This window comes from Stenotrophomonas pictorum JCM 9942 (genome assembly GCF_001431585.1).
Classification (GTDB): Bacteria; Pseudomonadota; Gammaproteobacteria; order Xanthomonadales; family Xanthomonadaceae; genus Stenotrophomonas; species Stenotrophomonas pictorum.
On the sequence record NZ_LLXS01000016.1, the window covers coordinates 15,255 to 41,084 of the forward strand.

Annotated in this window: 18 protein-coding genes; 7 read left to right on the top strand and 11 right to left on the bottom strand. The window is 68.2% G+C overall.

Annotation, left to right across the window (positions count from 1 at the left end):
• Nucleotides 1–43: 43 nt before the first annotated feature.
• Entirely contained in the window at nucleotides 44–433 is a 390-nt protein-coding gene (locus ARC78_RS06185) for a hypothetical protein (RefSeq protein WP_425478343.1), read from the bottom strand.
• 237 nt (nucleotides 434–670) lie between these two features.
• Here ARC78_RS06185 and ARC78_RS06190 point away from each other — a divergent pair, with 237 nt between their 5' ends.
• From ARC78_RS06190 to ARC78_RS06210, 5 genes are all read left to right on the top strand, one after another.
• Complete coding sequence (locus tag ARC78_RS06190; RefSeq protein WP_054659530.1) at nucleotides 671–1,432, top strand: PIN domain-containing protein; 762 nt, start codon at nucleotides 671–673, stop codon at nucleotides 1,430–1,432.
• A 240-nt stretch (nucleotides 1,433–1,672) separates the two neighbouring features.
• Complete coding sequence (locus ARC78_RS06195; RefSeq protein WP_057505930.1) at nucleotides 1,673–3,406, top strand: cytochrome c biogenesis protein DipZ; 1,734 nt, start codon at nucleotides 1,673–1,675, stop codon at nucleotides 3,404–3,406.
• A 154-nt stretch (nucleotides 3,407–3,560) separates the two neighbouring features.
• On the top strand, nucleotides 3,561–3,920 hold the full coding sequence (locus tag ARC78_RS06200) for a DUF1428 domain-containing protein (protein ID WP_054660754.1): 360 nt from the start codon (nucleotides 3,561–3,563) through the stop codon (nucleotides 3,918–3,920).
• 134 nt (nucleotides 3,921–4,054) lie between these two features.
• On the top strand, nucleotides 4,055–4,486 hold the full coding sequence (locus ARC78_RS06205) for an EF-hand domain-containing protein (RefSeq protein ID WP_158499979.1): 432 nt from the start codon (nucleotides 4,055–4,057) through the stop codon (nucleotides 4,484–4,486).
• Nucleotides 4,487–4,626: 140 nt separating this feature from the next.
• Nucleotides 4,627–6,546, top strand: a complete 1,920-nt coding sequence (locus tag ARC78_RS06210) for a M61 family metallopeptidase (RefSeq protein ID WP_054660511.1) — start codon at nucleotides 4,627–4,629, stop codon at nucleotides 6,544–6,546.
• A 122-nt stretch (nucleotides 6,547–6,668) separates the two neighbouring features.
• On the opposite strand, the gene ARC78_RS06215 is transcribed toward ARC78_RS06210, so the two are convergent.
• The 9 genes from ARC78_RS06215 to ARC78_RS06255 form a co-directional block, all read right to left on the bottom strand.
• The gene (locus tag ARC78_RS06215; RefSeq protein ID WP_057505931.1) at nucleotides 6,669–8,411 is read right to left on the bottom strand and encodes a hypothetical protein; all 1,743 of its coding nucleotides are present in this window, start codon (nucleotides 8,409–8,411) and stop codon (nucleotides 6,669–6,671) included.
• The gene (locus ARC78_RS06220) at nucleotides 8,408–10,549 is read right to left on the bottom strand and encodes a hypothetical protein (RefSeq protein WP_057505932.1); all 2,142 of its coding nucleotides are present in this window, start codon (nucleotides 10,547–10,549) and stop codon (nucleotides 8,408–8,410) included. The genes ARC78_RS06215 and ARC78_RS06220 overlap by 4 nt, the downstream gene beginning before the upstream one ends.
• Nucleotides 10,546–11,694, bottom strand: a complete 1,149-nt coding sequence (locus tag ARC78_RS06225; RefSeq protein WP_054660572.1) for a BatA domain-containing protein — start codon at nucleotides 11,692–11,694, stop codon at nucleotides 10,546–10,548. Before ARC78_RS06225 ends, ARC78_RS06220 begins: the two co-directional genes overlap by 4 nt.
• A complete protein-coding gene (locus ARC78_RS06230; protein WP_057505933.1) occupies nucleotides 11,691–12,593 on the bottom strand; it encodes a DUF58 domain-containing protein in 903 nt (300 codons plus the stop codon). The genes ARC78_RS06225 and ARC78_RS06230 overlap by 4 nt, the downstream gene beginning before the upstream one ends.
• A 21-nt stretch (nucleotides 12,594–12,614) precedes the next feature.
• Nucleotides 12,615–13,598: an AAA family ATPase gene (locus tag ARC78_RS06235; RefSeq protein WP_057505934.1), complete on the bottom strand. Its 984-nt coding sequence runs from the start codon at nucleotides 13,596–13,598 to the stop codon at nucleotides 12,615–12,617.
• Between the two features lie 16 nt (nucleotides 13,599–13,614).
• Complete coding sequence (locus ARC78_RS06240; RefSeq protein WP_054658391.1) at nucleotides 13,615–14,343, bottom strand: DUF4159 domain-containing protein; 729 nt, start codon at nucleotides 14,341–14,343, stop codon at nucleotides 13,615–13,617.
• Between the two features lie 131 nt (nucleotides 14,344–14,474).
• Nucleotides 14,475–15,809: a TldD/PmbA family protein gene (locus ARC78_RS06245; RefSeq protein WP_054658393.1), complete on the bottom strand. Its 1,335-nt coding sequence runs from the start codon at nucleotides 15,807–15,809 to the stop codon at nucleotides 14,475–14,477.
• 21 nt (nucleotides 15,810–15,830) lie between these two features.
• Nucleotides 15,831–17,465: a TldD/PmbA family protein gene (locus ARC78_RS06250; protein ID WP_054658395.1), complete on the bottom strand. Its 1,635-nt coding sequence runs from the start codon at nucleotides 17,463–17,465 to the stop codon at nucleotides 15,831–15,833.
• 187 nt (nucleotides 17,466–17,652) lie between these two features.
• Complete coding sequence (locus ARC78_RS06255) at nucleotides 17,653–19,281, bottom strand: TldD/PmbA family protein (RefSeq protein ID WP_054658397.1); 1,629 nt, start codon at nucleotides 19,279–19,281, stop codon at nucleotides 17,653–17,655.
• Between the two features lie 156 nt (nucleotides 19,282–19,437).
• Between ARC78_RS06255 and ARC78_RS06260 the strand changes: the two genes are divergently transcribed.
• Nucleotides 19,438–20,067, top strand: a complete 630-nt coding sequence (locus ARC78_RS06260) for a DUF938 domain-containing protein (RefSeq protein WP_054658403.1) — start codon at nucleotides 19,438–19,440, stop codon at nucleotides 20,065–20,067.
• Between the two features lie 44 nt (nucleotides 20,068–20,111).
• On the top strand, nucleotides 20,112–22,025 hold the full coding sequence (locus tag ARC78_RS06265) for a M61 family metallopeptidase (RefSeq protein ID WP_241772686.1): 1,914 nt from the start codon (nucleotides 20,112–20,114) through the stop codon (nucleotides 22,023–22,025).
• A gap of 68 nt (nucleotides 22,026–22,093) precedes the next feature.
• Here ARC78_RS06265 and ARC78_RS06270 read toward each other — a convergent pair whose 3' ends face one another.
• Nucleotides 22,094–25,804: an indolepyruvate ferredoxin oxidoreductase family protein gene (locus tag ARC78_RS06270; RefSeq protein WP_057505936.1), complete on the bottom strand. Its 3,711-nt coding sequence runs from the start codon at nucleotides 25,802–25,804 to the stop codon at nucleotides 22,094–22,096.
• Nucleotides 25,805–25,830 lie beyond the last annotated feature (26 nt).

Sequence of the window (25,830 nt, forward strand, 5' to 3'; positions counted from 1 at the left end):
CCTTTCGTGAATATTGAGATTTCGGTGTTAATCCGAATTGGATTCACCCACCCCGACACCGCTGCCAGCCACCGGCTGCGGCGGATACCTGCTCCCAGCCATTGCTCAGGCGCTTGAATGCCTGCCCGCCGACGCAGGCATAGCCCAGCGTCTTGGCCGGCTCGGAGCCCAGCGGCGGTAGTTCGATGATGGAAGACGAGGGGGCGGGGCGGCCCTGCCGGCGGGCTTCGCCCTGCAGGGTCATGTTCTCGATGCCCTGGCAGTAACCGGCCATGCCCGGGTGCGGGTGGTGGCGGTACTGCTCGCAATTGAAGGGCGTGGTGTCGCGCGCCATCGAATTGTGTGGCTGCCGCGGCGGCGGAATGTATTGGCGCTGCTGCGTACCCACCGCCGCGCGCACCGTCTGCGCATGGGCGGCGGTGCTGCACAACATCCCGGTTATCACGATCCACCGCACGACAGCGCGTGCGGACAAAACACATTCCATGTGTCCCCCTGTGATTCCCTGCGGAATCGGACTTCGTGAAGACTCCTTCACCCCGGCCCTTATTTCAAGTCCGTGACTCTTACGATCAGGGCATTCCCCGCGTCGGCGTAGGAATTGTCGCGATTGGAATGTCGGTGGTTGCCGGGTGATGATGGCTCCAGAGCAACAGGGAGCGTGCAGGGAATGCTGGCCGAAGTCGTCGCTACGCCGCTGGTCGAGAACCGGCGCATCAATTACGTGCTGATCGATCACGAGAACGTGCAGCCCACCGATCTGCAGCTGCTGGACCGGGAGGATGTGCGCTTATGGGTGTTTGTGGGGGCCGGACAGGCCAGGTTGTCGGCCGATCTGGCAATCCAGATGCAGGCCATGCGCGAGCGGGCCGACTACGTGCGCATCTCGGGCAATGGTTCCAACGCGCTGGATTTCCACATCGCCTTCTACATCGGCCAGCTTGCGCGCGAAGACCCGCGTGGGTTCTTCCACATCATTTCCAGAGACACCGGCTTCGATCCGCTGATCGAACACCTGAAGGCGAAGAAGATATTTGCCTGCCGTTCGACGGCGATTGCGCAGATGCCCCTGTTCAAGCCGGTGGTGGCAAAAGCCGTTGCCGCATCGCCCGCGGTGACGCCGGAGGCGAAGCCAGTGGTCAAGCCCGCCGTGAATGCGGTGACGGTGATAGTGGAGAAGGCGTCCCAACAGTCGAAGCCAACGAAGATGGCGGCAGCCAAGGGGATGACAGCCGCGGAAAAGCTGGTGCGGATGAAAGAGCTGTTGGCCAAAGCGAAATCCGGCAAACCCGGAACCTTGGCGGCGTTGAAGAAGCACGTGGCGTCGCACTTTCAAAACCAGCTCAAGGCCGAGGAAGTGGATGCGCTGATTGCGGGGCTGACGAAGGCCGGCGTGGTGAAGGTGGAAGGCAGCAAGGTGCGGTATGCCTGAGGCCCACAGCGGGAGACGTCAAACAGCCAGCGCTCTGCATTCGGCGGTACTGGTCTATCTGCGATCCGGGACGCGCGGCGTCATGACGCCAGATGCGCAAGCGGCGCCGCCGCCGCGTGCGGGCTGGCGGTTCTTCATCGCCCGGCACCGGGTTCACGGCGGGCACATGGGGGCCGGCGCACCGTCGCTGGGGTTTTGCGGGCGCGCGTCCGGTCGCCGCGCCGTTGAGGAGAGGTGTTGATGGTCTTCCTGCTGATCGCCTACCTGGGCGGGGTACTCACGATCCTGAGCCCGTGCATCCTGCCGGTGCTGCCGTTCGTGTTCGCCCGCGCCGACCGCCCGTTCCGCCGCAACGGCCTGCCGCTGCTGATCGGCATGGGCGTGACCTTCGCGCTGGTGGCCAGCCTGGCCACGGTCGGTGGCGCGTGGGCGGTTCGGGCCAACCAGTACGGACGCTGGATCGCGCTGGCGGTGCTGGCGCTGTTGGGGCTGACGCTGTTGTCCGAGCGGGTGGCCGAATGGGTCAGCCGGCCGTTCGTGCGTATGGGCCAGCGCCTGTCGCAACGGGCCGATGCGGGCGGCGATTCGATCTGGGCCGCGCTCGGGCTGGGCGTGGCCACCGGCCTGTTGTGGGTGCCGTGCGCCGGGCCGATCCTCGGCCTGCTGCTGACCGCCGCGGCGATCAACGGGGCCAGCGTGGCCACCGCCTTGCTGCTGCTGGTGTACGCCGCCGGGGCCGCGACCTCGCTGGCACTGGCGTTGCTGATTGGCGGGCGCGTGTTCGCGGCAATGAAGCGCACCCTGGGCGCCGGGCAATGGTTGCGCCGCGCGCTGGGTGTACTGGTGCTGGCCGGGGTGGCGGCGATCGCCCTCGGGCTGGATACCGGGCTGCTGACCCGGGTGTCGCTGGCCAGCAATGGGCCACTGGAGCAGAAGCTGCTGGATACCTTGAAGCCGCCGCCGGGCGGCCCGGCGGTGGCGCAGCCGGCGTCCGAATCCGAGGTGCTGCTGGCCGACCTGGGCCCGATGCCGCCGCTGGCCGGCGCCACGCTGTGGTTGAACAGCCCGCCGCTGGACAATGCGGCGCTGCGCGGCAAGGTGGTGCTGGTCGATTTCTGGACCTACTCGTGCATCAACTGCCTGCGCGCGCTGCCGTATGTGCGCGCGTGGTCGGACAAATACGCCGCGCAGGGGCTGGTGGTGGTCGGCGTGCATGCCCCGGAATTCGCCTTCGAGAAGGACCCGGGCAACGTGCGCCGGGCGGTGCGCGAGCTGGGCATCGGCTATCCGGTGGCGTTGGACAACGACTATGCGATCTGGCGCGCGTTCAACAACCAGTACTGGCCGGCGCACTACTTCATCGATGCCAACGGCCGCGTGCGTTACCGGCATTTCGGCGAGGGCAACTATGCGCGCAGCGAGGCGGTGATCCGCCAGCTGCTGCGCGAGGCCGGCGATGCCGCGCTGCCGGCGGCCGGTACCGCGCCGCGCGCGGCCGGGGCGCAGGCCGCGCCTTCCACCGGCCTGCGGCAGTCGCCGGAAACCTATATCGGTTACGAACGTGCTGCCAACTTCGCCGGCGGCCGGCTGGTCTACGACGATGGCTGGGACTACCGCGCACCGTCGCAGCTGCGTCCGGACCAGTGGGCGCTGGACGGGCGCTGGAACGTGCAGCGTCAGTTCGCCCGCAACGAGGCCGCCGGGGCGCGCGTGCTGTACCGCTTCCGGGGCCGCGACCTGCATCTGGTGCTCGGCCCGGCCGGCGGTGGCAAGCCGCTGCGCTTCCGCATCCGTCTGGACGGGCAGGCGCCGGGCGCCGACCACGGCGTGGACACCGATGCCGACGGCCAGGGGGTGGTCACCGAGCACCGCCTGTACCAGCTGGTGCGGCAGCAGGCCGGCGGCGGCGAACGGCTGTTCGAGATCGAGTTCCTCGACCCGGGCATGAAGGTGTACGCCTTCACCTTCGGCTGAGCGGCAGCGGGTCAGATCCAGCGTCGACGTCGATGAATGCGGCGCGTTGGCATCACCGCAACATCGGCTGCGGCAGGGTGTCGATTCTTCGCGCTCTCGCGCGTCGAACACTGGAAGGCGGCCATTCCGGTCGCCATCAGCCCGGAGCTGCCCCATGTCGTATGTCGATGGTTTCGTCCTGGCCGTGCCCACGGCCAACAAGGAAAAATTCATTGCCCATGCCCGCACTGGCGATGCGGTGTTCATCGAGCTGGGCGCGCTGCGCGTGGTCGAATGCTGGGGCGACGACGTCCCGCACGGCACGCAGACCGATTTCTTCCGCTGTGTGCAGGCCAAGGACGATGAGACGGTGGTGTTCTCGTGGATCGAATGGCCGGACAAGGCCACCCGCGATGCGGCGATGGAAAAGATGATGGACGACCCGCGCATGGACCCGGCCAACAACCCGATGCCATTTGACGGCAAGCGGCTGATCTACGGTGGTTTCGCGCCGCTGGTGCAGCTGCAGGCCTAGCCGGGCCCGCCGGCCGCTGAACACCTTGCATGGCCGCGTATCGCGCGCCGGATGAATTCACATGCACCAAACCCGGCCGCGCGCAGCGTTCGCCCACGCCCCGCCGCCTGTGGCGGCCTTTCCTGGAGAACACGATGAAACGCATCGCTTCCACCCCGCTCGTGCTGGCCGGCCTGCTGCTGGCCGGGGCCGCCCACGCCGAAGAGAAAGCCCGCTCGATGGATGCCAACGGCGATGGCATGGTCTCGGCCAGCGAGCATGCCGACGCGGCCAGGATGAAGTTCGAGACGATGGATGCCAACAAGGACGGCTTCGTCACCGCCGCGGAGATGGACCAGTCCCCGATGGCGATGGGCAAGGACCGCCCGATGCGGCAGCCGCCCGCAGCCGACCGGATCAGGATGATGGACGGCGATGGTGATGGAAAACTCTCCGCCCCCGAGTACGCCGCCGCCACGAAGAAGATGTTCGACAGTACCGACACCGACAAGAACGGCATGATCAGCCGCGCGGAAATGGAAGCCAGCCACAAGCCGATGGCCGCCAGAGCCGGCGGCAACAAATGATCCAGCGCCGGGCGCCGCGGTCGCCGCGCTGACTGCCGCGACCGCTGGCACCAGCGCCGCCGCGCCCATGCCGTTCGGCTCATGCGCGCACGCGGCCATCACGACAGGATGGAAGGTCCTTCCTGATCGAGAACTGCGTGATGCGTGTACTGCAACTGGCGGCGTTGAGTGTGGCGTTGGTGACGGCCACGGGACTTGCCTCGGCCGCGCCGCGGGTGCCGGACACGGATGCACGCGGGGTGCGGATCAGCGAGGCGGCCTACCCGGGCACGATCCGGCTGGAAGTGGATGCCACCGCGCTGGGCCAGCGCGTGTTCAAGATCCGCCAGCAGGTGCCGGTGCGGGCCGGCCTGCAGCGCTTCCACTACCCTGCCTGGCTGCCCGGCAACCACGCCGCCAGCGGCGCGATCGAGAAGCTGGCCGGGCTGGTGATCACCGGCAACGGCCAGCGCCTGGACTGGGTGCGTGATCCGCTGGATGTGTTCACCTTCAACGTGCAGGTGCCCGAGGGCGTCACCGAACTGCACATGGACTACCAGTTCCTGAGTCCCACCGATCCGGCGCAGGGCCGCACGGTGATGACCCCGAACATGCTCAACCTGCAGTGGAACGCGATGCTGCTGTACCCGGCCGGGCATGCCGCGCACGCGATCACCTATGAAGCCAGTGCGCGCTATCCGCAGGGCTGGCAGGCGGCGTCCGCGCTGGAGGTGGCGCGCCGTGACGGCGACACGGTGCATTACGCGCCGGTCAATCTGGAAATCCTGATGGATTCGCCGGTGTTCGCCGGCCGCTACCACAAGACCTTCGATCTGGCCCCGGCCGGCACCCGCCCGGTGCGGCTGAACGTGTTCGCCGACCGCGCCAAGGATCTGGAGGCCAAGCCCGAGCACATCGACCAGCACCGCGCGCTGGTGACCCAGGCGCGCAAGCTGTTCGGCGCCGAGCACTACGACCACTACGATTTCCTGTTCGCGGTGACCAGCCAGCTCGGCGGCATCGGCCTGGAGCACCAGCGCTCCAGCGAGAACAGCGAGGACCGAGACTACTTCAGCGGCTGGGACGCCAAGCTCGGCAGCAGCGACCTGCTCGGCCACGAGTACACCCACTCGTGGGACGGCAAGTACCGGCGTCCGGCCGATCTGGCCACGCTGAACTACAACGTGCCGATGCAGGGCAGCCTGCTGTGGGTGTACGAGGGCCAGACCCAGTACTGGGGCAACGTGCTGACCGCGCGCTCGGGCATCCGCCCGCTGCAGGCCTCGCGCGATGCGCTGGCGATGGTGGCGGCCACCTACGCCGACAACCGTCCCGGCATGGCGTGGCGCTCGCTGGGCGATACCACCAACGATCCGGTGATCGCGCGGCGCAAGCCCAAGCCCTACCGCGGCTACCAGATGAGCGAGGACTACTACCAGGGCGGGCAGATGCTGTGGCTGGAAGCCGATGTGCGCATCCGCACGCTCAGCGGCGGCAAGCGCAGCCTGGACGATTTCGCCCGCGCGTTCTTCGGTAAGAACGACGGCCAGTGGCAGCGGCCGGACACCTACACCTTCGAGGACGTGGCCGCGACGCTGGAACAGGTGCAGCCCACCGGTGACTGGGCGCGGTTCCTGACCGAGCGCGTGGACGGCCGTCGTGGCCTGACCGATGGTCTCGAGGCGGCCGGCTGGAAGCTGGTCTACCAGGACACGCCCAGCGCCTACTTCAAGGCGATGATGAAGGGCCGCGGCGTCAACCTGATCTATTCGCTGGGCCTGAATGTGAGCCCGGCCGGGACGGTGACCGAAGTGCGCTGGGACAGCCCGGCGTTCAACGCCGGTATCGGCAGCGGCATGCAGCTGCTTGCGGTCAACGACCTGCAGTACAGCGCCGAGGAACTGGAAGGCGCGGTGCGCGCGGCCAAGGACGACACCGCGCCGATCCGCCTGCTGGTCAAGCAGATGGACGTGTACCGCACCTTCGAGATCGACTACCACGGCGGCCTGCGCTATCCGGTGCTGCAGCGGATCGAAGGCCGTCCCGATCACCTGACGCCGATCCTCAGCGCGAAGAAATGATCTCCGCGTAGTGCCGGGCAATGCCCGGCAGAGGGTGGATGGGAAGACCTTGTAGCCCGGGTAAGCGCAGCGCACCCGGGGCTCTACGCGAAAGGCTCCCGGGTGCGCTGCGCTTACCCGGGCTACGGCGAAGGCGTTTCAATGGACCGACGACGCTCCAGCCACCACAACAGGCTGGCGACCAGCACGAAGGCCAGCAGCCACGGCCAGCGCGGCCCGGGGACCGGCACGGGTACACCGCCCCCGCGGCCGGCGTGACCGCGCAGGGCGAAGGTGGCCTCGCGGGTCTGCTGGGCATGCAGGGCGCGGGCGTGGGCCGGATCGAGCAGCAGCACACCGGCCTGCGTGTCACCGGCGGTCAGCGTGTGCCAGCCCGGGCGGGTCGGCCACCAGCCGCTGCAGTGGCCGGCCTGCGGATCAGGCAGCAGGTCACTGCGACGGCCATCGGGGGCGATCACCTGCGCGCCTGCAGGCAGGTCGCACAGCGTGTTGTGCTCGCCGCTCCAGCCCCAGGCCGGTAGCGGTGACAGCGGGGCGGCGGGCAGTGGCCGGGCCAGCGTTGCCAGCACCTGGTTCCACAATTCGGCATGGCGATCACCATGGCCGGCCAGCACCAGCGTATAGCTGTCGCTGACCGGCAACAGCCCGAGGCGGCCCTGGCCCAGCGCCCGCCAGGCGCCGATGCCGCTGCCATCGGCGGCGTGCAGCAGCGGCACGGCCGCCTCGTCCTCGATTTCAAGCCGGAAGCGCTCCAGCGCCGGCAGCGAGGTGCTGGATGCGGTATCGCCAGCGCGGGAATCCCCAGGCAGTTTCAGCGGGCCGGTCTGTTCACCGCCGCGCGTGACCAGCCCCCAGTCGTGTAGTGCCCGGCGGGCGTTGCCCTCCAGCGGGCCGCCCATCCGTACCAGCACGCCCAGGCCCGTGCGCATGGCCTCGGTGAGGACCCCGCGCTGGGCCGATGACAGGGCGGCCAGCCGGCGCTCGTCGAGCAGCAGCAGATCCAGCCTTGCCAGGCTGGCAGCGTCCAGTGCCTGCGGCGCATCGCCCAGCTGCACACCGCCGCCCACTTGGATACCGGTCTGCAGCCGGGCGCCGGTGTCGCTGGCCCAGCGCTGCAGGTATTTCAGTTCCGGCCCCGGCGCCGCCGCCAGCAGCCGCAGCGTGGGTGCCGGGACCTCACGTACGCGCACCGGCACCGGCAGCTGGTCGAGCACCTTGCCGGTGCCATCGAGTACGCGCAGGGAAAATGCCACGTCGCCGGGCGCGCGCGCGCTGGCGTGCAGCCGCACGCGGCCGTCCGTATCAGGCGTGGCGATGGCCACCCGGTGGCCGGCCGGATCGCGCAGCTCCAACCGCACCTGCGCCAGGCCCTGCACGCGGCTGCCCACGCTGAAGCGGGCGCCGGGCGCGAGCGGTGGCGGGGCCTGCAGTTCGACCAGCCCGCGCGGGGCCGGGCCCGGCACGAACTGCAACGGCGGCAATGGCAGGTCGCGGTCACGCGCGGGCAGGCCGTCGCCGACGATCACCAGCGCCCGTGCACCGGGGTGCTGGCGCAAGGCGGTGGCCAGATCCGGTACCGGCGCCGCGCCGGCCAGTTGCGGCGCTTCGGGCAGCCGCAGCTGGATGGCCGCCGGCTGCGCGGCCAGCTGCGTGGCGGTGGCGCCGCGCGTGGCGATGACCAGGGTCTCGGCCTGGCCGGGGCGCTCCGGCGGCAGCAGGGTGAAATACAGCAACGCCGCGGCAAGCAGCTGTAACAGCAGCAGTACGCCCAGGCGCAGCGGTGCCGGACGCGGCGCGCGGCTCAGGCGCGCGCTGGCCAGCAGCACCGCCAGTGCGATCACGATCAACGGCAGCCAGGACATCATCGGGCGGGCTCCTGCGGTGCGGCCAAGGCGTCCAGATAGCGGCGCCCGGCGGTATCGGCGGGCGCGCGTCGTGCCGGCGGTCCCAACGGGCGCTGCAGCGCCGGCCACAGCTGGTCGCGCAACTGCACGCGGCAGCTGTGGCAGTCCGGCTGCTGGCGCAGCGCGTCGATGGCGGCGGCCACATCCAGCACCTCGGGAACCGCGTCGGGATGGGTATCGAGCCAGCGCGTGAGCGCGTCCAGATCCACCGGCGTCCCGGCCGTGGCCAATGCCCGCCAGGCCCCGCCGACCGTGCCATCGCCGGGCGGGCGCGCGGGCAGCGCCAGGCCGCGGTTGCCCAGTCCATCGCGCTTGCCGCTCATGCGCCGGGCCAGGTCGATCGGCGGCAGCTCATCGCCGACCCGCGCCAGATAGATGCGTTCGGCCTGCTGCACCTGCTTGATCAAACCCAGCGCCTTGTAGGCATACGGCAGCGCGTCGGCGGGCCGGCCCTGGCGCAGCTGGCCTTCGGACTGCCACATCTGGTCCAGCGCGGCCTTGAGGATGGCGCGGGTCTGCGGGTCGAGCAGCGTCGCCGCCTCGGCGTGGTCGTGGGTGTGGCCGTACTCGGCCAGCACATCGCTGGCGCTGCCGAATACCGGTGCGGCGTCGCGGCTGGCATCGCCGTGGTCGTGGCCATCGTCCTGCGCGTGTCCCTCGCCATGGCCCTCATCGGCACCGGCAACGGGCGCGTCGCTGGTCGGCGGCGGTTTGGCCCCGCCCTCGGCTTCCTCGCCGAGGAACTGGCCGTAGCGCAGGCGCAGGATGCGCTGGTCCACGCCGATCGCATCGGCGCGTTTGACGAAGGTGTCGGCATCGAGCGTGCGCTGCTGCTTCAACAGCGCCTCGGCGTCGATGATGATCTGCCGCTGGCTGCGGAAGTAGGCCGGCATCACTTTCTTGATCGCCCCTTCCAGGTCGCTGGCCTGCACCTGCTGCTCGCTGGGCAGGCGCAGGATCAGGCTGGCGCTGCGTGTCTCCTGCGGCTGCGGGCTGCGGTTGTCGCGTACGCTCAGGCGGGCGACCACTTCGTCGCCCGGTTCAAGGCCGAGTGCGGCCAGGTCGGCGGTGTAGGCGAAGCGCCGTGCGGTGACCGGTCCGCTACCGGCCAGGGTGAGCTGGCGCTGCTGGAAGGTGATGTTCTCGCCGCTGCCCTTGGCGGTGGTGATCGCCAGCGTCGCGGCACTGTTCACGCCGAAATCGTCGCTGGCCTCGAAGCGCAGCTGCCAGGTGCGCTGGCGCGGTGCGGCCTGGCTGAGCGTCTGTGCCGGCGTGATCACCTTCACCTGCGGCGGGCGATCCCCCACCACGTCGAGCCGATAGGCGCGTCCGGCCTCGGCCATGGCCGGTGTCGTGTGGAGGCGGTACAGGCCTGCGCGCAGCAACACGTCGCTGCCGCGCCAGTAGTCGCCATCGCGCCGCAGGGCGACCCGGCGACCATCATGGAACTGCAGCCACGCCTGTTGTGGCTGGGGGCCGAACTGCAGACGCCACTGCAGACGGCTGCCTTGCAGGGCGCGTGCATCGAGCGTGTCGCCGGCCGTTGCCGCCTGGCCGCTGTAGGCCGGCGGGGTGACCTGCAGCCAACGACCGCGCACTACGGGCGCGGTGTTCGCCGCGACGCGGCCAGCCAGGCTTGCATCAGCACCCGCGGGTGGATTGACCGCGTTGCGCGGCCATAGCAGCGCGGCAGCTGCCATCAGCACGGCAAACAGAAAGCACAGCAACACGCGCGGCCAGGGCCAGCGCGGGCGCAGGTCCGGCGGAACGCGTTGCAGGCGCTGCTCGATATGGCGGCGTTGGCGTTGCTGCAGCGGGTTGAGCGTGGCCGCTGCGGCGAACAGCAGATCGGCACTGTCCTCGAAGCGCGGATGATCGTTCAGACGTGCGACCAGCCAGCGCGTATCCAGGCGCCGTGCACGCCAGACCGCAATGCCCGCCGCCACCAGCAAGGCTGCCGTGGCGGTGATGTAACCGGCGTCGACGCCGAACATGCGCGCTGCCAGCACGCCGACCGCCAGGGCCAGCGGCAGGCCGGCGGACAACGCGATCAGCCGCGTGCGGCGTCGTGCGGCGCGCAGCAAAGTGGGGGCGTTCATGGCTGGCCCCGCCGGCGCGGCGCGCTGGCCAGCCAGCGCTCAAGCAGGAACAACAAGGCGATGGCCAACAGCAGCCAATGGCCCAGCTCGGTTGCGGGCTGCGGATAGGGCGTAGCACCGGTTTCCGGCGGTATCGTCGCGGCCGGGGCACGTTGCGGCGTGGGTGACGCCTGCAGTACCGAACGCAGCCCGGTGGGGAATTCGGCATCAAGCAGCACCGGCAGGCTTGCCGGCTGCAGTGGTGCTGCCCAGCGCAGCCATTGGCCGTGCGCCGTGCCAATCCGCTCCACGACCAGTACCCCGTTGGCGTCACGCCACAGCGGTGTGCGCTGGGCATCGGCAGGTACCGGTGTGCGTGCATCCACCAGCAGGCGGCCGCCGCGCTGCAGCCATGCGCTGGTGTCGGCGGGCAGCGGCTTGGCCGACAGCCAGACGCGTAGCGCGTTGTCGTCGCTGAAAGCGACCGTGTCATCCGCCGTCTGTGGCCTGGCGCCACGCCATGCGCTGGCGGCCGCATCGAGATAGCGCACGCCCGGCGTGCCAGCGTCGTCGTGACGGATCTGCAACTGCGGCGCAGCGACGGTCGTCGGCGTTTCCGTCGCGGCGGTCTGCTCCAGCACCTGCCACCGCACCGTGCGTGACAGCTGAGGACGTTGCGCGTCCAGCCCATCAAGCACCGATGGAACAACCACGGTGAGCGGGGCGCCGGCCGGCAGGCTGGCGTCCAGCTCGCGCAGCAGGCTGGACGGCGACTCCGAGTCCTGCGGAGCTGCGGTGTTGTCGATGGAGGGGAAGCCCGCTGCCAGCCACAACCACCGGGCATCGGCATGGCCAACGCTGCGTTGGGCGGCGGCAAGATCAACACCGGGCACTACCGCGATGCGCGGCCGGGTATCAGGCACACCGGTCAGTGCTGGCCGTGCCAACAGGACGGCCAGCAAGGCAAGCAGCAGCAAGCGCAGCACCAGCAGCGGCCATTCGTCGAAACGGATGCGGCGACGCGGGCGCGGCCTGGCCGACAGCCAGCGCAGCGCGGCGAAGTCGATGACGCGTTGCTCGCTGCGGCGGGCAAGATGGATCAGCAGCGGCAGCAACAGTGCCGCCAAGGCGATGAAGCCGGCTGGGAACAGCCACAGCAGGCTCATGCACCGCTCCCGGCACGGCGCCCGAACAGGCGCTGCAACGGTGCATCGATGGCTTCATCGAGATAGGCGGTGTCATGGCGGATGCCGGCGGCCTGCAGCCGTGCATCCAGCACGCGCTGTGCGTCCTTGAAGCGGGCGAGGTACTCGCCGCGTACCGTTGCGCCATCGCCCAGCAGCTCATCGCCGGTTTCCGGATCACGGAAACGGTGGCCGTCGCGGAACGGGAAATCACGCTCTTCCACCGTCAACAACTGCAGGTGGATCACATCGCGGCCGGCCCTGGCCAGGCGCTCGGCCAGCGCGATGCCGGCTTCGTCGAAACCGTCGCCGATCATCACCACCAGATCATTGCGGGCGATGCGCTCCCACAAGGGTGACAGCTTCAGTTGTGGCGGCCATTGCCCTGCAGCCTTCAATCCCTGCAGCTGCAGGTGCAGGCGGTCGCGTTGGCGCAGGCCGTTGCCGGCCGGCAGCAACTGCACGCCATCGCCGCCCAGTGCGATCAGGCCGAAGGCGTCCCCCTGCTGCATCGCCAGTTCGGCCACGCAGCCGGCCAGCGCCCTGGCCGCATCCAGCCGCTGCCAGTCCGGCCGCGTCTGGTCGGCCTGTGCCATCGAGGCACTGGCATCGAGCAGCAGCCAGACGGTGATCGGGCTTTCGCGCTCGGATTCGCGTACGAAGAAGCGGTCCGAGCGCGCATAGAGTTTCCAGTCGATCTGGCGCAGTTCATCGCCCGGTTCATAGGCGCGGTACTGCGCGAACTCCAAGCCGGCACCACGGCTGCGGCTGGCATGCGCGCCGATGCCACGGCTGCCGCTGGCCCGCTGCGGCCAAAGCCGCAGGCTGCGCAGGCGGCTGCGCACATCGGCGGGAATCAGCGGGGGCAGCGGGGCGGCCATTGCGAGCGGCGGGCGTATCGATCAGGCCGGGAACGGCACCGCGCGCAGCAGCGCGGCGATCACATCATCGGCACTCTTGTGCTCAGCCTCGGCGGCGAAGGACAACAGCAGGCGATGGCGCATCACCGGCGCGGCCAGTGCCTGCACATCCTCGCGGGTCGCGGCGAAGCGGCCCTGCAGCAGCGCACGCGCCTTGGCGGCCAGCACCAGCGATTGCCCGGCGCGCGGGCCGGCGCCCCATTTGATCCAGTTGTTCACCTCGGCCGGGGCACCCTCGCCGGGGCGGCTGGCGCGGACCAGTCGGGTGATCCAGCTGAGCAGGTCGGGGCTGACATGCACCTCGCGCACTGCCAGCTGCAGCGCCTTCACCGCATCGGCATCCATCACCTTGGGCACGGTGCCGCTGTGGCTGCCGGTGGTCTGGGCGAGGATGTCGCGTTCTTCGGCTTCGCTGGGGTAGTCGACGCGGACATGCAGCAGGAAGCGGTCCAGCTGGGCTTCCGGCAGCGGATAGGTGCCGGCCTGCTCGATCGGGTTCTGCGTGGCCAGCACGAAGAACGGCGCCGGCAGCGCGTAGGTGGTGCCGGCATAGCTGACGGTGCGCTCCTGCATCGCTTCCAGCAGCGCGGCCTGGGTCTTGGGCGGGGTGCGGTTGAGCTCGTCGGCCAGCAGCAGGTTGGTGAACACCGGCCCTTGCTGGAAGCGGAACGCGCGCTTGCCGGTGCCGTGGTCTTCTTCCAGCAGCTCGGTGCCGAGGATGTCGCTGGGCATCAGGTCGGGGGTGAACTGCACACGCCGGAACTGCAGCTCCAGCGCCTGGCCGAGCGAGCGCACCAACAGCGTCTTGCCCAGGCCGGGGGCCCCTTCGAGCAGGCAGTGGCCGCCGGCCAGCAGGCCGATCAGCAGGTGTTCGACCACCTCGTGCTGGCCGACCACGGCCTGTGCGAGCGCGCTGCGCAGCGTGTCCAGGCGCGGCAGCAGGGAGTCCAGATCGGTAGCGGTCATGCGGTCACCAGTGGGGTCAGTGCGTGAGTGCGTACATCACGATGTTCACGGCGAACTTCGTGTTGTCTTCGGCCAGGAAGCGTTTGTTGCGCCAGTCGTAATCCCATTCGCAGCCGTAGTCCTTGTTGCTGTAGAGCACGCCGAGCCGGCCATCGATCTCGATCCCTTTCAGGTAGTCGTGGACCAGGTCATCGCCCCAGCCGTTGAGCTCGAAGCCGGTGGCCGGTGGACCCTCGGGAAACCTGAAGAAGCTGTTGTACAGCGCATGGGTGTTTGGCAGCTTCTTCAGCGCGTTGGCACCGAAGATGCTGCGCATCTGCGCTTCAAACGAGGTGGCGAACAGGCCGTCGATGTCGTGGTTGCAGTCATCGACGAAGACGAAGCCGCCATTGCGCACGTAGCGCTCGAAGTTGCGGCGTTCGTCCGGATTGAACTCGACCAGCTTGTGTCCGGCCAGATAGCAGAACGGTGCGGCCAGCATCTTCGGATCGGCCAGCGCGATGACGTGTTCCTTCGGGTCAACGCGCAGCGTGGTGTAGTCCACCAGCGAGGTGAGCAGGTTGGATGGCATGCGCGCATCCACATCCCAGTCGCCGGAGTCGTACTTCAATCGGGTGAACCAGAAGTCGTAACGGCTGGCCTGGGCGTGGACCCGCCCCGGCAAGGCGGCCGCCACCGTGCCGCCCAGCAGCAGGTGGAGGAATTGCGCTCGCGTTAGACGGGGCTGGGACACAGACGTGGACATCTCGGGAGCAGGTCCCCCCTTGGGAAAAGGGGGCGTGGCGGCAGCCGCGGTGGAATCGGCCGGCCCGGAGCGCGGGACCCCGGGTTCCGCGCAAGCGCAACCCGGGGGCCAGGCCCGCGACGCGGATTTGCCTAGACCGCGTCCGACAACGAGGTGAAGGTGAAATCGCGCAGCTTCATCGGCGGGATCATCATCACCAGGCTGGACTCGTCACCGGCCACGCGCACCGGCTTGCCCAGCTCCTCGATGTTGTTGAGCATGATCACCGGCGACTCGTTGAAGCGGAAGTTCTTCACCGGATGCTTGATCTGGCCGTTCTCGATGTAGAACGTGCCGTCGCGGGTCAGTCCGGTCAGCAGCACGGTCTGCGGATCGACCATGCGGATGTACCAGGTGCGGGTGACCAGGATGCCCTTCTGCGTGCCCTTGACCAGCTCGGCGGTGGACTTGTCGCCACCGGCCATCAGCAGGTTGCCCGGCCGCGCGTTGGCGGTCTTGCCCTGCTTCTGCGCCCAGTAGCGCGAATAGTTGAGGTTGGCGATCCTGCCCTTGTCGATGATCGCCAGCTTCTCGCGCGGCATGCCTTCGCCATCCCACGGCAGCACCGGGGCGTCCGGGTGCCACGGATCGGCGAGCATGGTCACGCGCGGGTCGTAGACCTGCTCGCCGAGCTTGTTGCCACCGCCCTTCCTGGACAGGAAGCTGCGGCCTTCGTCGGCCGCGCGCGCGTCGAAGAAATTCATCATGAAGCTGATCAGGCCGGCGGCGGCGGCCGGCTCCAGGATGACCGTGTACTTGCCCGGCTCCAGCGCCTTGGCCTCGGCCGATTCGATCGCCTTGCGCTTGGCGATCTCGATTTCCTGGCTGGCCCTGAAATCGGCCGCGTCCTTGAGGTTGCGCCCGACCCAGCCCGAGCCACGGCCGTCCTCGGTGCGCACGGTGCAGGTGTAGTTGAAGTTGGTCGCCTGCTGGTAGCCGAAATTGCCGTTGCTGTTGGCGGTGGCGATGAAGCTGTTGCCATCCTCCAGGAAGCCGGCGGCGACCAGGCCGTTGCCGCGGCAGGGCGTGATCGAATCGGCGGCCACCTGGGCGCGGAACTCCGGGTCGATCGCGGCGGTGGAGGCGCTGAAGGTCGGGCTGGGCGTGTACTGCTGCTTGCCGATGGCCGGCATGAACTCCGGGTTCTCCGGCGCCAGGCGGGCCAGGTCTTCGGCGCGGCGCACCACGCGCTCCAGCGAGGCGTCGTCGAACTCGTTGATCGAGGCGGTGCCCACGCGCTTGCCGAAGGCCACCTGCACGGCCAGCTCGGCATTGCTGACGATGCCGCTGGTGGAGACGTTGTTCAGCGCGAAGCGGATGTTGCCATCGACCGAGCCGGCCAGCGTGGCGGTGCATTCATCGGCCTTGGACAGCGCGATGACCTTGTCCAGGATGGCCTTGGCTTCCTGTTCGGTGAAGATGCTCATGGTTCAGGGGCTCCTTACCGGTCAGCCGAGGCTGCGGGCGGTGTTGATGACGTTGATGCCGTTGAAACGGGCGGTGGAAGAACCGTGCGAAACCGCCGAGACCTGGCCCGGCTGGCCCTTGCCGTCGAAGAACGAACCGCCCAGGCGGTAGTCGCGTTCATCGGCCACGGCCACGCAGGCGTTCCAGAATTCCGGCGTGCGGATCTGGTAGGCCACGTCTTCGAGCATGCCGGTGATCTGGCCGTTCTTGATCTCGTAGAACAGCTGGCCGCCGAACTGCGCGTTGTAGCGCTGCTGGTCGATCGAGAACGAGCCGTCGCCGATGATGTAGATGCCGTTCTCCACGTCCTTGACCAGCTCGGCCACCGACAGCGGGGTCTTGCCCGGCGCCATCGACACGTTCGCCATGCGCTGGAACTGCACCGAGGACCACGAATCGGCATAGCAGCAGCCGTCCGATTCGGTCTTGCCCAGGATGTGGGCCTGGTCGCGGATGGTCTGGTAGTCCACCAGCTTGCCGTCGGTGATCAGGTTCCAGCGCTTGGTCTTGACACCTTCATCGTCGTAGCCGACCGCGCCCAGCGAACCGGGCTGGGTCTTGTCGGCGAACATGGTGACCTTGTCGCTGCCGTACTGGAAACGCTGCTCGCGCTTGTCCAGCGTGGCGAAGCTGGTGCCGGCGTAATTGGCTTCGTAGCCGAGCACGCGGTCCAGCTCCAGCGGGTGGCCGACCGCTTCGTGGATGGTCAGCCAAGTGTGCGACGGATCGAGCACGAGGTCGTACTTGCCCGGTTTCACCGACGGCGCCTTGAGCTTCTCCTGCGCCTGCTTGGCCGCGGCGATGGCGTCCTCGCGCATGTCGTAGGACTGGCCGTAGACCACCACGCCATTGGGCAGCACGGTCTTGCCGGAGGCGTCGCCGTCCAGGTACTCGAAGCCCAGCCCCATCGGCGAGGACAGCCCGCCCCGGGTACGGAACTTGCCGCTGCTCTTGTCGATGGCGGTGACCGTCATCGGCGCCCAGATCCGGTGCACGTCCTGGTCGATGTAGGAGCCGTCGGTGGAGGCGAAGTATTTCTGCTCGTTGACCAGGAACAGCATCGAGTTGACGAAGCTGGCACCGGCCTCCATGGCGGCGGCATTCACCCCCAGCAGCAGGTCGGCCTTGTCCTTGAGCGGCACTTCCATCGCGTTCTTCCGGATCGGGGTCTTCCACGACACCTCGCCATACCCCGGCGCCTTGGCCAGCTGCACCGGCGCGGTCTGCACCCGGGCATTGGCCCGGGCGATGGCCGCGGCCTGCTGCGCGGCCTTGACCACACCGGCCGGGGACAGGTCGTTGGTCGCGGCAAAGCCCCAGGCGCCGTTGACGATCACGCGGATGCCGGTGCCGGTGGACTCGGTGTTGACCACGTTCTGCACCTTGTCCTCGCGGGTGATCACGAACTGGCGCAGGTAGCGGCCGATGCGCACGTCGCAGTAGGTGGCGCCGGCGGCGCGGGCGGCGTTCAGCGCATCATCGGCCAGGCGCTTCTTCAGCGCCGGGTCGAGCACGGTGAGCAGCTGTTCGGCGGCGATGGCCTTGCCGAAGATCGACGGCAGCATCAGGCCGCCTGCGGTAAGCCCGGTCAGGGCGAGGAAGTCACGTCTTTGCAAGGCTGCTCTCCAAGGGACACGGCCCGCGCGGCGGGCGTTACGGCAACAAACGACGATGGCTTCGCGGTGCTCTGCGAACGGTTCGATTTTTGCGGGGACCTCGCTGCAGCGGTAGTGACTTTCGACATGCACCCCGGTTGCGAGTGCGCACTTGCCGCCATTCCCCGCCGGTTTGCGTGGACGCGGCTCAGCCCAGGCTGCGGGCGGTGTTGATGATGTTGATCCCGTCAAAGCGGGTGGTGGCCGAACCGTGCGAGACCGCCGACACCTGCGAGGGCTGGCCCTTGCCGTCGAAGAATGAGCCGCCCAGACGGAAGTCGCGTTCATCGCAGATCGCGCTGCAGGCGTTCCAGAATTCCGGCGTGCGGATCTGGTAGGCGGCGTCTTCGACCATGCCGGTGATCTGGCCATCTTTGATCTGGTAGTACAGCTGGCCGCCGAACTGCGCGTTGTAACGCTGCTGGTCGATCGAGTAGGAGCCGCGGCCGTGGATGTAGATGCCGTTCTCCACGTCCTTGACCATCTGCGCCGGGGTCAGCGGGGTCTTGCCCGGCGCCAGCGAGACGTTGGCCATGCGCTGGAACTGCACGCTCTTCCACGAATCGGCGTAGCTGCAGCCGTGCGAGGCGTTCTCACCGAGGATGTGCACCTCGTCGCGGGTGGCCATGTAATTGACCAGCTTGCCGTCGGTGACCAGATCCCAGCGCCGGGTCTTGACCCCTTCATCATCGTAGCCGACCGCGCCCAGCGAGCCGGGCTGGGTCTTGTCGGCGAAGAAATTGACGATGTCGCTGCCGTACTGGAAACGCTGCTCACGCTTGTCCAGGGTGGCGAAACTGGTGCCGGCGTAGTTGGCTTCGTAGCCGAGCACGCGGTCCAGCTCCAGCGGATGGCCGACGTTCTCGTGGATGGTCAAAAACAGGTTGGACGGGTCCAGTACCAGGTCGTACCTGCCCGGTTTGACCGACGGTGCGCTGAGCTTGGCACGCGCCTGCCGGGCCGCGGCGATGGCGTCTTCGACCGGATCGTAGGAGGCGCCGTAGCCGATCACCCCGCCGGGCAGCGGATGCTTGTCGGCGGCGTTGCCGTCGAGGAACTCCCAGCCGCGACCGGCCGGTGCGGACAGCCCGGCGCGGGTGCGGAATTTGCCGCTGGCCTTGTCGATGGCGGTGGCGGTGAACGGCAGCCAGATGCGGTGCACGTCCTGGTCGATCCACGAACCGTCGGACGAGGCGAAATACTTCTGTTCGTTGACCAGGAACAGCTGCGAGTTGATGAAATCGGCGCCGGCATTGATCGCCGCGGCGTTGATCGACAGCAGCAGCTCCACCTTGTCCTTGACCGGTACCGCCATCGCGTTGCGGACGATCGGCGTCTTCCATTGCACCTCGCCCACGCCCGGCGTCGGCGCCAGTTGCACCGGCCGGCTCTGGATCTTCGCATTGGCACGGGCAATGGCGATGGCCTGGGTCACGGCGTCGGCCACGCCCTGCGCGCTGGACTGGTTGCTGGCGGCGAAGCCCCAGGCACCATTGACTAGCACGCGGATGCCAACCCCGGCCGATTCGCTGTTGGTGACGTTCTGCACCTTGTCTTCGCGGGTGACGATGGCCTGGTTGAGATAGCGGCCGATGCGCACGTCGCAGTAACTGGCGCCGCCGCGCCTGGCCAGTGCCAGCACGGTGTCGGCCAGGGCCTTCTTCTTGGCCACGTCCGCCGGTGCGAGCAGCTCCTCGGCGGCGATCAGGCGGGCGTTGGGCAGCAGCATCCCGGCAAGGCCGAGGCCGGAAAGGGTGAGGAACTGGCGGCGTTGCATGGCAGGCGGGGCTCCGGGGCAGCGATGCCGGGCATCGCACAGGACTTCCGAATCTGGGCTGCCATGCAGTCCGGACACAAGTGACCATGGTCATGCGTGGCCGAAACCGGCACTGCGGCACAATCGGATCTGCTTTCCAGATCCCCCACCGTGATGATCCCCAAACCCTACGCCGAATCCTGCGAGCGCAACCGCGCGCCGATCCTGTCGGTGCTGCAGCGCTATCTGGGCGATGCCCGCCAGGTACTGGAGATTGGCAGCGGCACGGGCCAGCACGCGGTGCATTTCGCCGCGGCGCTGCCGTGGCTGCGCTGGCAGGCCAGTGACCATGCCGATCACCTGCCCGGTATCCGGCAGTGGCTGGAGGAGGCGGCGTTGCCGAACACGCCGCCCCCGTTCGCGCTGCAGGCGGTGGCCGGTGCATCGCCAGGATTGCAGCCGCTCCCCCCGGAGCCGGAGGACCGGTGCTTCGATGCGGTGTTCACCGCCAACACGCTGCACATCATGGGCTGGGACAACGTGCAGGCGCTGTTCGCCGGTCTGCCGGCGCTGATGGCGCCTGCCGCGCTGTTCATCGCCTACGGACCGTTCAATTACGGCGGCGCTTTCACCAGTGACAGCAACCGCGCCTTCGATGGCTGGTTGAAGGCGCGCGATGCGCGCTCGGGCATCCGCGACTTCGAGGCGGTCGATGCGCTGGCGCAGGCGCAGGGAATGCGGCTGTTGGAGGATGTGGCAATGCCGGCCAACAACCGGCTGCTGGTGTGGCAACGCCTGCAGCGCTGAAGGCGGGCTAGGATGCGATCACTTCTGGCGAGGATGGGGGCGTGGTGAAGCACGGACGTAACTGGTGGTTGGTGATGGCGCTGGGCGTCGCGCCCTGGTGGGTGCAGGCACAGCAGCACGATGCCCCGCGCAGCGACCCGCGGCAGGTGGCGATGCAGGTGCAGCCCCGCTATCCGGGCGTGATCGAACTTGAAGTGGACGCCCGTGATATCGAGCGGCGCATCCAGCGTGTGCGCCAGCGCATTCCGGTGTCGGCCGGCGCGCTGACCCTGTGGTATCCGCAATGGATCCCCGGCAACCATGCACCCACCGGGCCGATCAACCAGATGGCCGGGCTGGTCATCCGCGGCAACGGCCAGTCGCTGCAATGGACACGTGATTCCGGCGACATGTATGCCTTCACGCTGCAGGTACCAGAGGGCGTGAGCATGCTGGAGGTCGAGTTCCAGTACCTGTCGCCGACCGCCGCCGACCAGGGCCGGGTGGCGATGACACCCAATCTGCTGGATCTGCAATGGCACCGGGTGGTGCTGTATCCGGCCGGAGTGGATGCGCGGGGCATCCAGATCAAGCCGTCCTTGCGCCTGCCGGCGGGCTGGCAAAGCGGCAGCGCGCTGGAGCTGGTGCGCCGTGACGGCGACACCGAGCACTACGCAACGCTGCCGTTGATGACGCTGATCGATTCGCCGGTGTTCGCCGGTCGCCATTTCAGGCGGTTCGCACTGGATGACAGCGCACGGCAGCCGGTGTGGCTGGAGGTGGTGGCGGAGAATCCGCAGGCGCTGCAGGCCGACGCCACGGTGCTGGAGGCGCATCGCGCGCTGGTGCGCGAGGCCGATGCGGTCTTCGGTTCGCGCCCTTACAGCCGCTACAACTTCCTGCTGGCGGTATCGGACGTGTTCAGCGGCATCGGCCTGGAGCATGCGCAGTCCAGCGAGAACGGCATGCACGACGGGTACCTGCGCGGCGAGCGTCCGTTCCTCGACAACGACCTGCTGCCACACGAGTATGCCCATGCGTGGATAGGCAAGGCCTGGCGGCCGCGGCCGACTTGGGTGCCGCACTACAACGCGCCGATGCACAACGACGAGCTGTGGATGTACGAAGGCCAGACCCAGTACTGGGCGGTGGTCCTGGCCGCACGCGCCGGGCTGTGGAAGCCGGACTACGCGCTGGGCATGCTGGCGCAGCTGCAGGCCAACTACGCCACCCAGCCGGGCCGGCAATGGCGCGACCTGCACGACACCGTGCATCAGGGCATCCTCGACTTCAATTCAAAGCCGCAGGCCTGGGCCGACTGGCAGCGTGCGTTCGAGTTCTACAACGAGAGCACGCTGCTATGGCTGGGCGTGGATGCACGCCTGCGCAGCCTCTCGAAGGGCAAGGTAACGCTGGACGATTTCGCCAAGCGTTTCCACCAGGGTGGCAAGCCGGGCGAGATCCGCCTGTACGACCGCAGCGACGTGATGCAGGCGCTGGAAGCGGTGCAACCCGGCAACTGGGATGCGTTCATCGGCCAACGGCTGCAAGCACGCGATGGCCGGGCGCCGGAGGGTCTGGAGGCCGCGGGCTGGGAGGTGTATTTCAGCGATCTGCCGAATCCGGTGATCGCCGATGGCGAGGCCGAGGGGCTCACCGATCTGCAGTATTCGCTGGGAATGAAGGTCGGCAGCGATGGCGTGCTGCAATCGGTGGGCTGGGAAAGTGCCGCATTCAAGGCAGGCCTGGCCAAGGACATGACGCTGCTGGCGGTCAACGGGCTGGCCTACAGCGGTGCGCGTCTGAAGCAGGCGGTAACCGACGCCAAGGGCGGCGCGCCGGTCGAGCTGATCGTGCGGCAGGCCGACAGCTTCCGCACCGTGCGCATCGACTACCGCGGCGGCCTGCGCTATCCGCATCTGCGTCGTATCGGCGGCAGGCCGGATCTGCTGACGAAGATTCTTGCGCCGCGACGCTGATCTTCGGGCCTGAAAACAACAACGCCCCGCATTGCGGGGCGTTGTTGGTCAGGCAGCGTCGCCGCGTCTTAGCTGGCGTGCACGATATGCAGCGCTTTGGGGTTGCGCCAGGTTGCCAGCAGCGTGGCTTCGCGGGCCTTGGCCTCGTGCAGGTGTGCTTCCTTGACGTGGCCGTAGCCGCGGATGTGCTCGGGGATGCTGGCGATCTCCACCGCCAACGCCAGCCGACGTGCGTCCAGCGAGCCGATCAGTTCCTGCAGGGTCTTTTCGTAGTCACTGATCAGCTGGCGTTCGCTGCGGCGTTCTTCGGTGTAACCGAACACGTCGAAGCGGCCGCCGCGCAGGAACTTCAGCTTGGCCAGCAGGCCGAAGGCCTTGAACATCCACGGCCCGTATTCCTTCTTCTGCAGCTGGCCGTGTTCGTCGCGCTTGGCGAACAGCGGCGGGGCCAGATGGAAGCGCACCTGGTAGTCGCCTTCGAACTTCTCTGCCACACGCTTGGCGAAGTCGCCACTGGTGTACAGCCGGGCCACTTCGTATTCGTCCTTGTAGGCCATCAGCTTGAAGAAGTAGCGCGCGGTGGCTTCGCTCAAGGCGGTGCTGCCGGGAATGGACCGCTGCTCGGCGCTGCGCACCGTCTCCACCAGGGTGCGGTAGCGGTTGGCGTAGGCGGCGTCCTGGTAGTCGGTGAGGAAGCTGCTGCGGCGGGCGATCAGTTCGTCCAGCGAGCGCGACAGGCGGGTGTCGTCCAGCGGGGCGAAGCTGGCTTCACCACGGGTCGGGCTGGCGGCCGGCAGGCCGCGCACATCCGGCTCGTTGTCCGGGTTGCGCGGTGCCGACGGGGCGCCGGCTTCGCTGCCTTCCCAGTCGCCCGGCGGCAGTTCGCGCAGTGCATGCGGCTTGCGCTCGGCCTCGGTCGGCGCGTTGTGGATCAGGCCGGCAGCCTGCTGCACGGCCTGCGGATCGATCGCGGCCAGGCGGCCCCAGGCGAACGCGGTCTGGTTCATGGCCACGGCGGCGCCGTTGAGCTCCACCGCGCGCATCAGCGATTCCAGCGACAGCGGCACCAGCCCCTGCTGCCAGGCGAAGCCGAGGATGAACAGGTTGGAGGCGATCGCGTCGCCGAGCAGCGCGGTGGCCAGCTGGGTGGCGTCGAGCAGGATCGGGTCGCGACCGCCCAGTGCCAGCTTCACCCCGGCAATGATGTCGGCGGCCGGGAACTGCATGTCCGGGTGCGTGGTGAAGGTGCCGGGCATCGCTTCGTAGGTGTTCAACACCACCTGGGTGCGCTCGCCGCGCACCTTGGACAGCGCCCAGTAGTCGTTGACCACCACCATGTCGCAGCCCAGCACCAGGTCGGCTTCACCGGCGGCGATGCGCACGGCGTGGATGTCGGCCGGGCGGTTGGCGATGCGGATATGGGTGGTCACCGCGCCGCCCTTCTGCGCCAGGCCGGTCTGGTCGAGCACGCTGGCGCCCTTGCCTTCGAGGTGGCCGGCCATGCCGAGCAGCGCGCCGATGGTCACCACGCCGGTGCCGCCGACGCCGGTGATCAGGATGTTCCAGGGCTGCGAGAAATCGGTGCGGAAGGTCGGCGCCGGCAGGTTGTCGAGCAGGCTGGCAGCCTTGCTCTTGCTGCCCTTGCGCAGCTGGCCGCCGTGCACGGTGACGAAGCTCGGGCAGAAGCCCGTCGTGCAGGTGAAGTCCTTGTTGCAGTTGGACTGGTCGATGTCGCGCTTGCGTCCGAACTCGGTTTCCTTCGGCAGTACCGACACGCAGAAGCTCTTCTCACCACAGTCACCGCAGCCTTCGCAGACCAGCGAGTTGATCATGGTGCGCTTGGCCGGGTCGACGATCTTGCCGCGCTTGCGGCGGCGGCGCTTCTCGGTGGCGCAGGTCTGTTCAAAGATTAGGATGCTGGTGCCCTTTACCGTGCGCAGCTGCTGCTGCACGGCATCGAGCTCGGCGCGGTCGTGGAATTCCACATCACTCGGGAACTCGTGACGACGCGACTTCCACTTCTGGATGTCATCGGACAGCAGCACGATGGTGTGCACGCCTTCGGCACGCATCTGGTGGGCGATCTGCGGCACGGTCAGGGTGCCGTCCACCGGCTGGCCGCCGGTCATCGCCACCGCATCGTTGTAGAGGATCTTGTAGGTGATGTTGACGCCCGCGGCGATGGCCTGGCGGATCGCCAGCGAGCCGCTGTGGAAATAGGTGCCGTCGCCGAGGTTCTGGAACACGTGCCCGGTGTCGGTGAACGCGGCCTGGCCGGCCCAAGTGACGCCTTCGCCGCCCATGTGGGTGAAGGTGTCGGTGTCGCGGTCCATCCACGTCACCATGTAGTGGCAACCGATGCCGGCCAGCGCACGCGAGCCTTCGGGCACCTTGGTGGAGGTGTTGTGCGGGCAGCCGGAGCAGTAATGTGGCACGCGCGGGAACTGCGCGCGCGGCAGCGCCATCTCGGCTTCCTTGACGTCCATCCAGCGCAGGCGTTCTTCAATCGACTCGGTGTTGAAGAAACGCTGGATGCGGCGGCCGATCACGCCGGCAATCGTGGCCGGGGTCAGCTCGCCGGTGGACGGCAGGATCCACTGGCCCTGCTCGTCGTACTTGCCGACGATGGACGGGCGCGCCCCCCAGTTGGCCGGCCAGTTGTAGAAGTACTCCTTCATCTGCCGCTCGATGAAGGCCTTCTTCTCCTCCACCACGACGATGTCTTCCAGGCCGCGGGCGAACTCACCGATGCCCTGCGGCTCCAGCGGCCAGGTCATGCCCACCTTGTAGACGCGGATGCCGATGTCGGCGCAGGCCTTCTCGTCCAGGCCCAGGTATTCCAGCGCCTGCAGCACGTCCAGGTAGCTCTTGCCGGTGGTGACGATGCCCAGCCGCGCCTGCGGCGAATCCATCACCACCTTGTCGATGCCGTTTGCGCGGGCGAACGCCTGCGCGGCCTTCACCGCGTAACGGTGCAGGCGCATTTCCTGTTCCAGCGGCGGGTCCGGCCAGCGGATGTTGAGGCCGGCGGCCGGCATCTCGAAATCTTCCGGCAGGAGGACCTGGCGGGCGAACGGGTTGACGTCCACCGACGCGGAGGACTCCACCGTCTCGGCAATGGTCTTGAAGCCGATCCAGCGGCCGGTGTAGCGGCTCATCGCCCAGCCGACCAGGCCCATGTCGAGGATGTCCTGCACGCCGGCCGGGTTCAGTACCGGCATCATCGCGCTGACGAATTCCTCTTCGCTGCCGTGCGGCAGGGTGGAGCTGCGGCAGGCGTGGTCGTCGGCGGCCAGCGCCAGCACGCCACCGTGCTTCGAGGTGCCGGCGGCATTGGCGTGTTTGAACACGTCACCGCAGCGGTCCACGCCCGGGCCCTTGCCGTACCACATGCCGAACACGCCATCGACGTTGGCGCCGGGGAACAGGTTGGTCTGCTGCGTCCCCCACACCATGGTCGCGCCCAGGTCCTCGTTGAGGCCGGGCACGAACTTCACCTTGGCCGCTTCCAAGTGCTTGCGCGCGCGCCACAGCTCCAGGTCGAAGCCACCCAGCGGCGAGCCGCGGTAGCCGCTGACGAAGCCGCCGGTGTTCAGCCCGGCGGCGGCATCGCGCTGCTGCTGCATCAGCGGCAGGCGTACCAGTGCCTGGACCCCGCTCAGATAGATGCGGCCGTCGGTGCGCGTGTACTTGTGTTCCAGGGTGTAATCGGAATCACGCACGCCGATCAGGGGATCGTTGGCGGAAGCTGGCGAGGTAAGTTCGGCGGTGCTGGTCATGGCTGGCCCATTGCAGGAACGGCTGG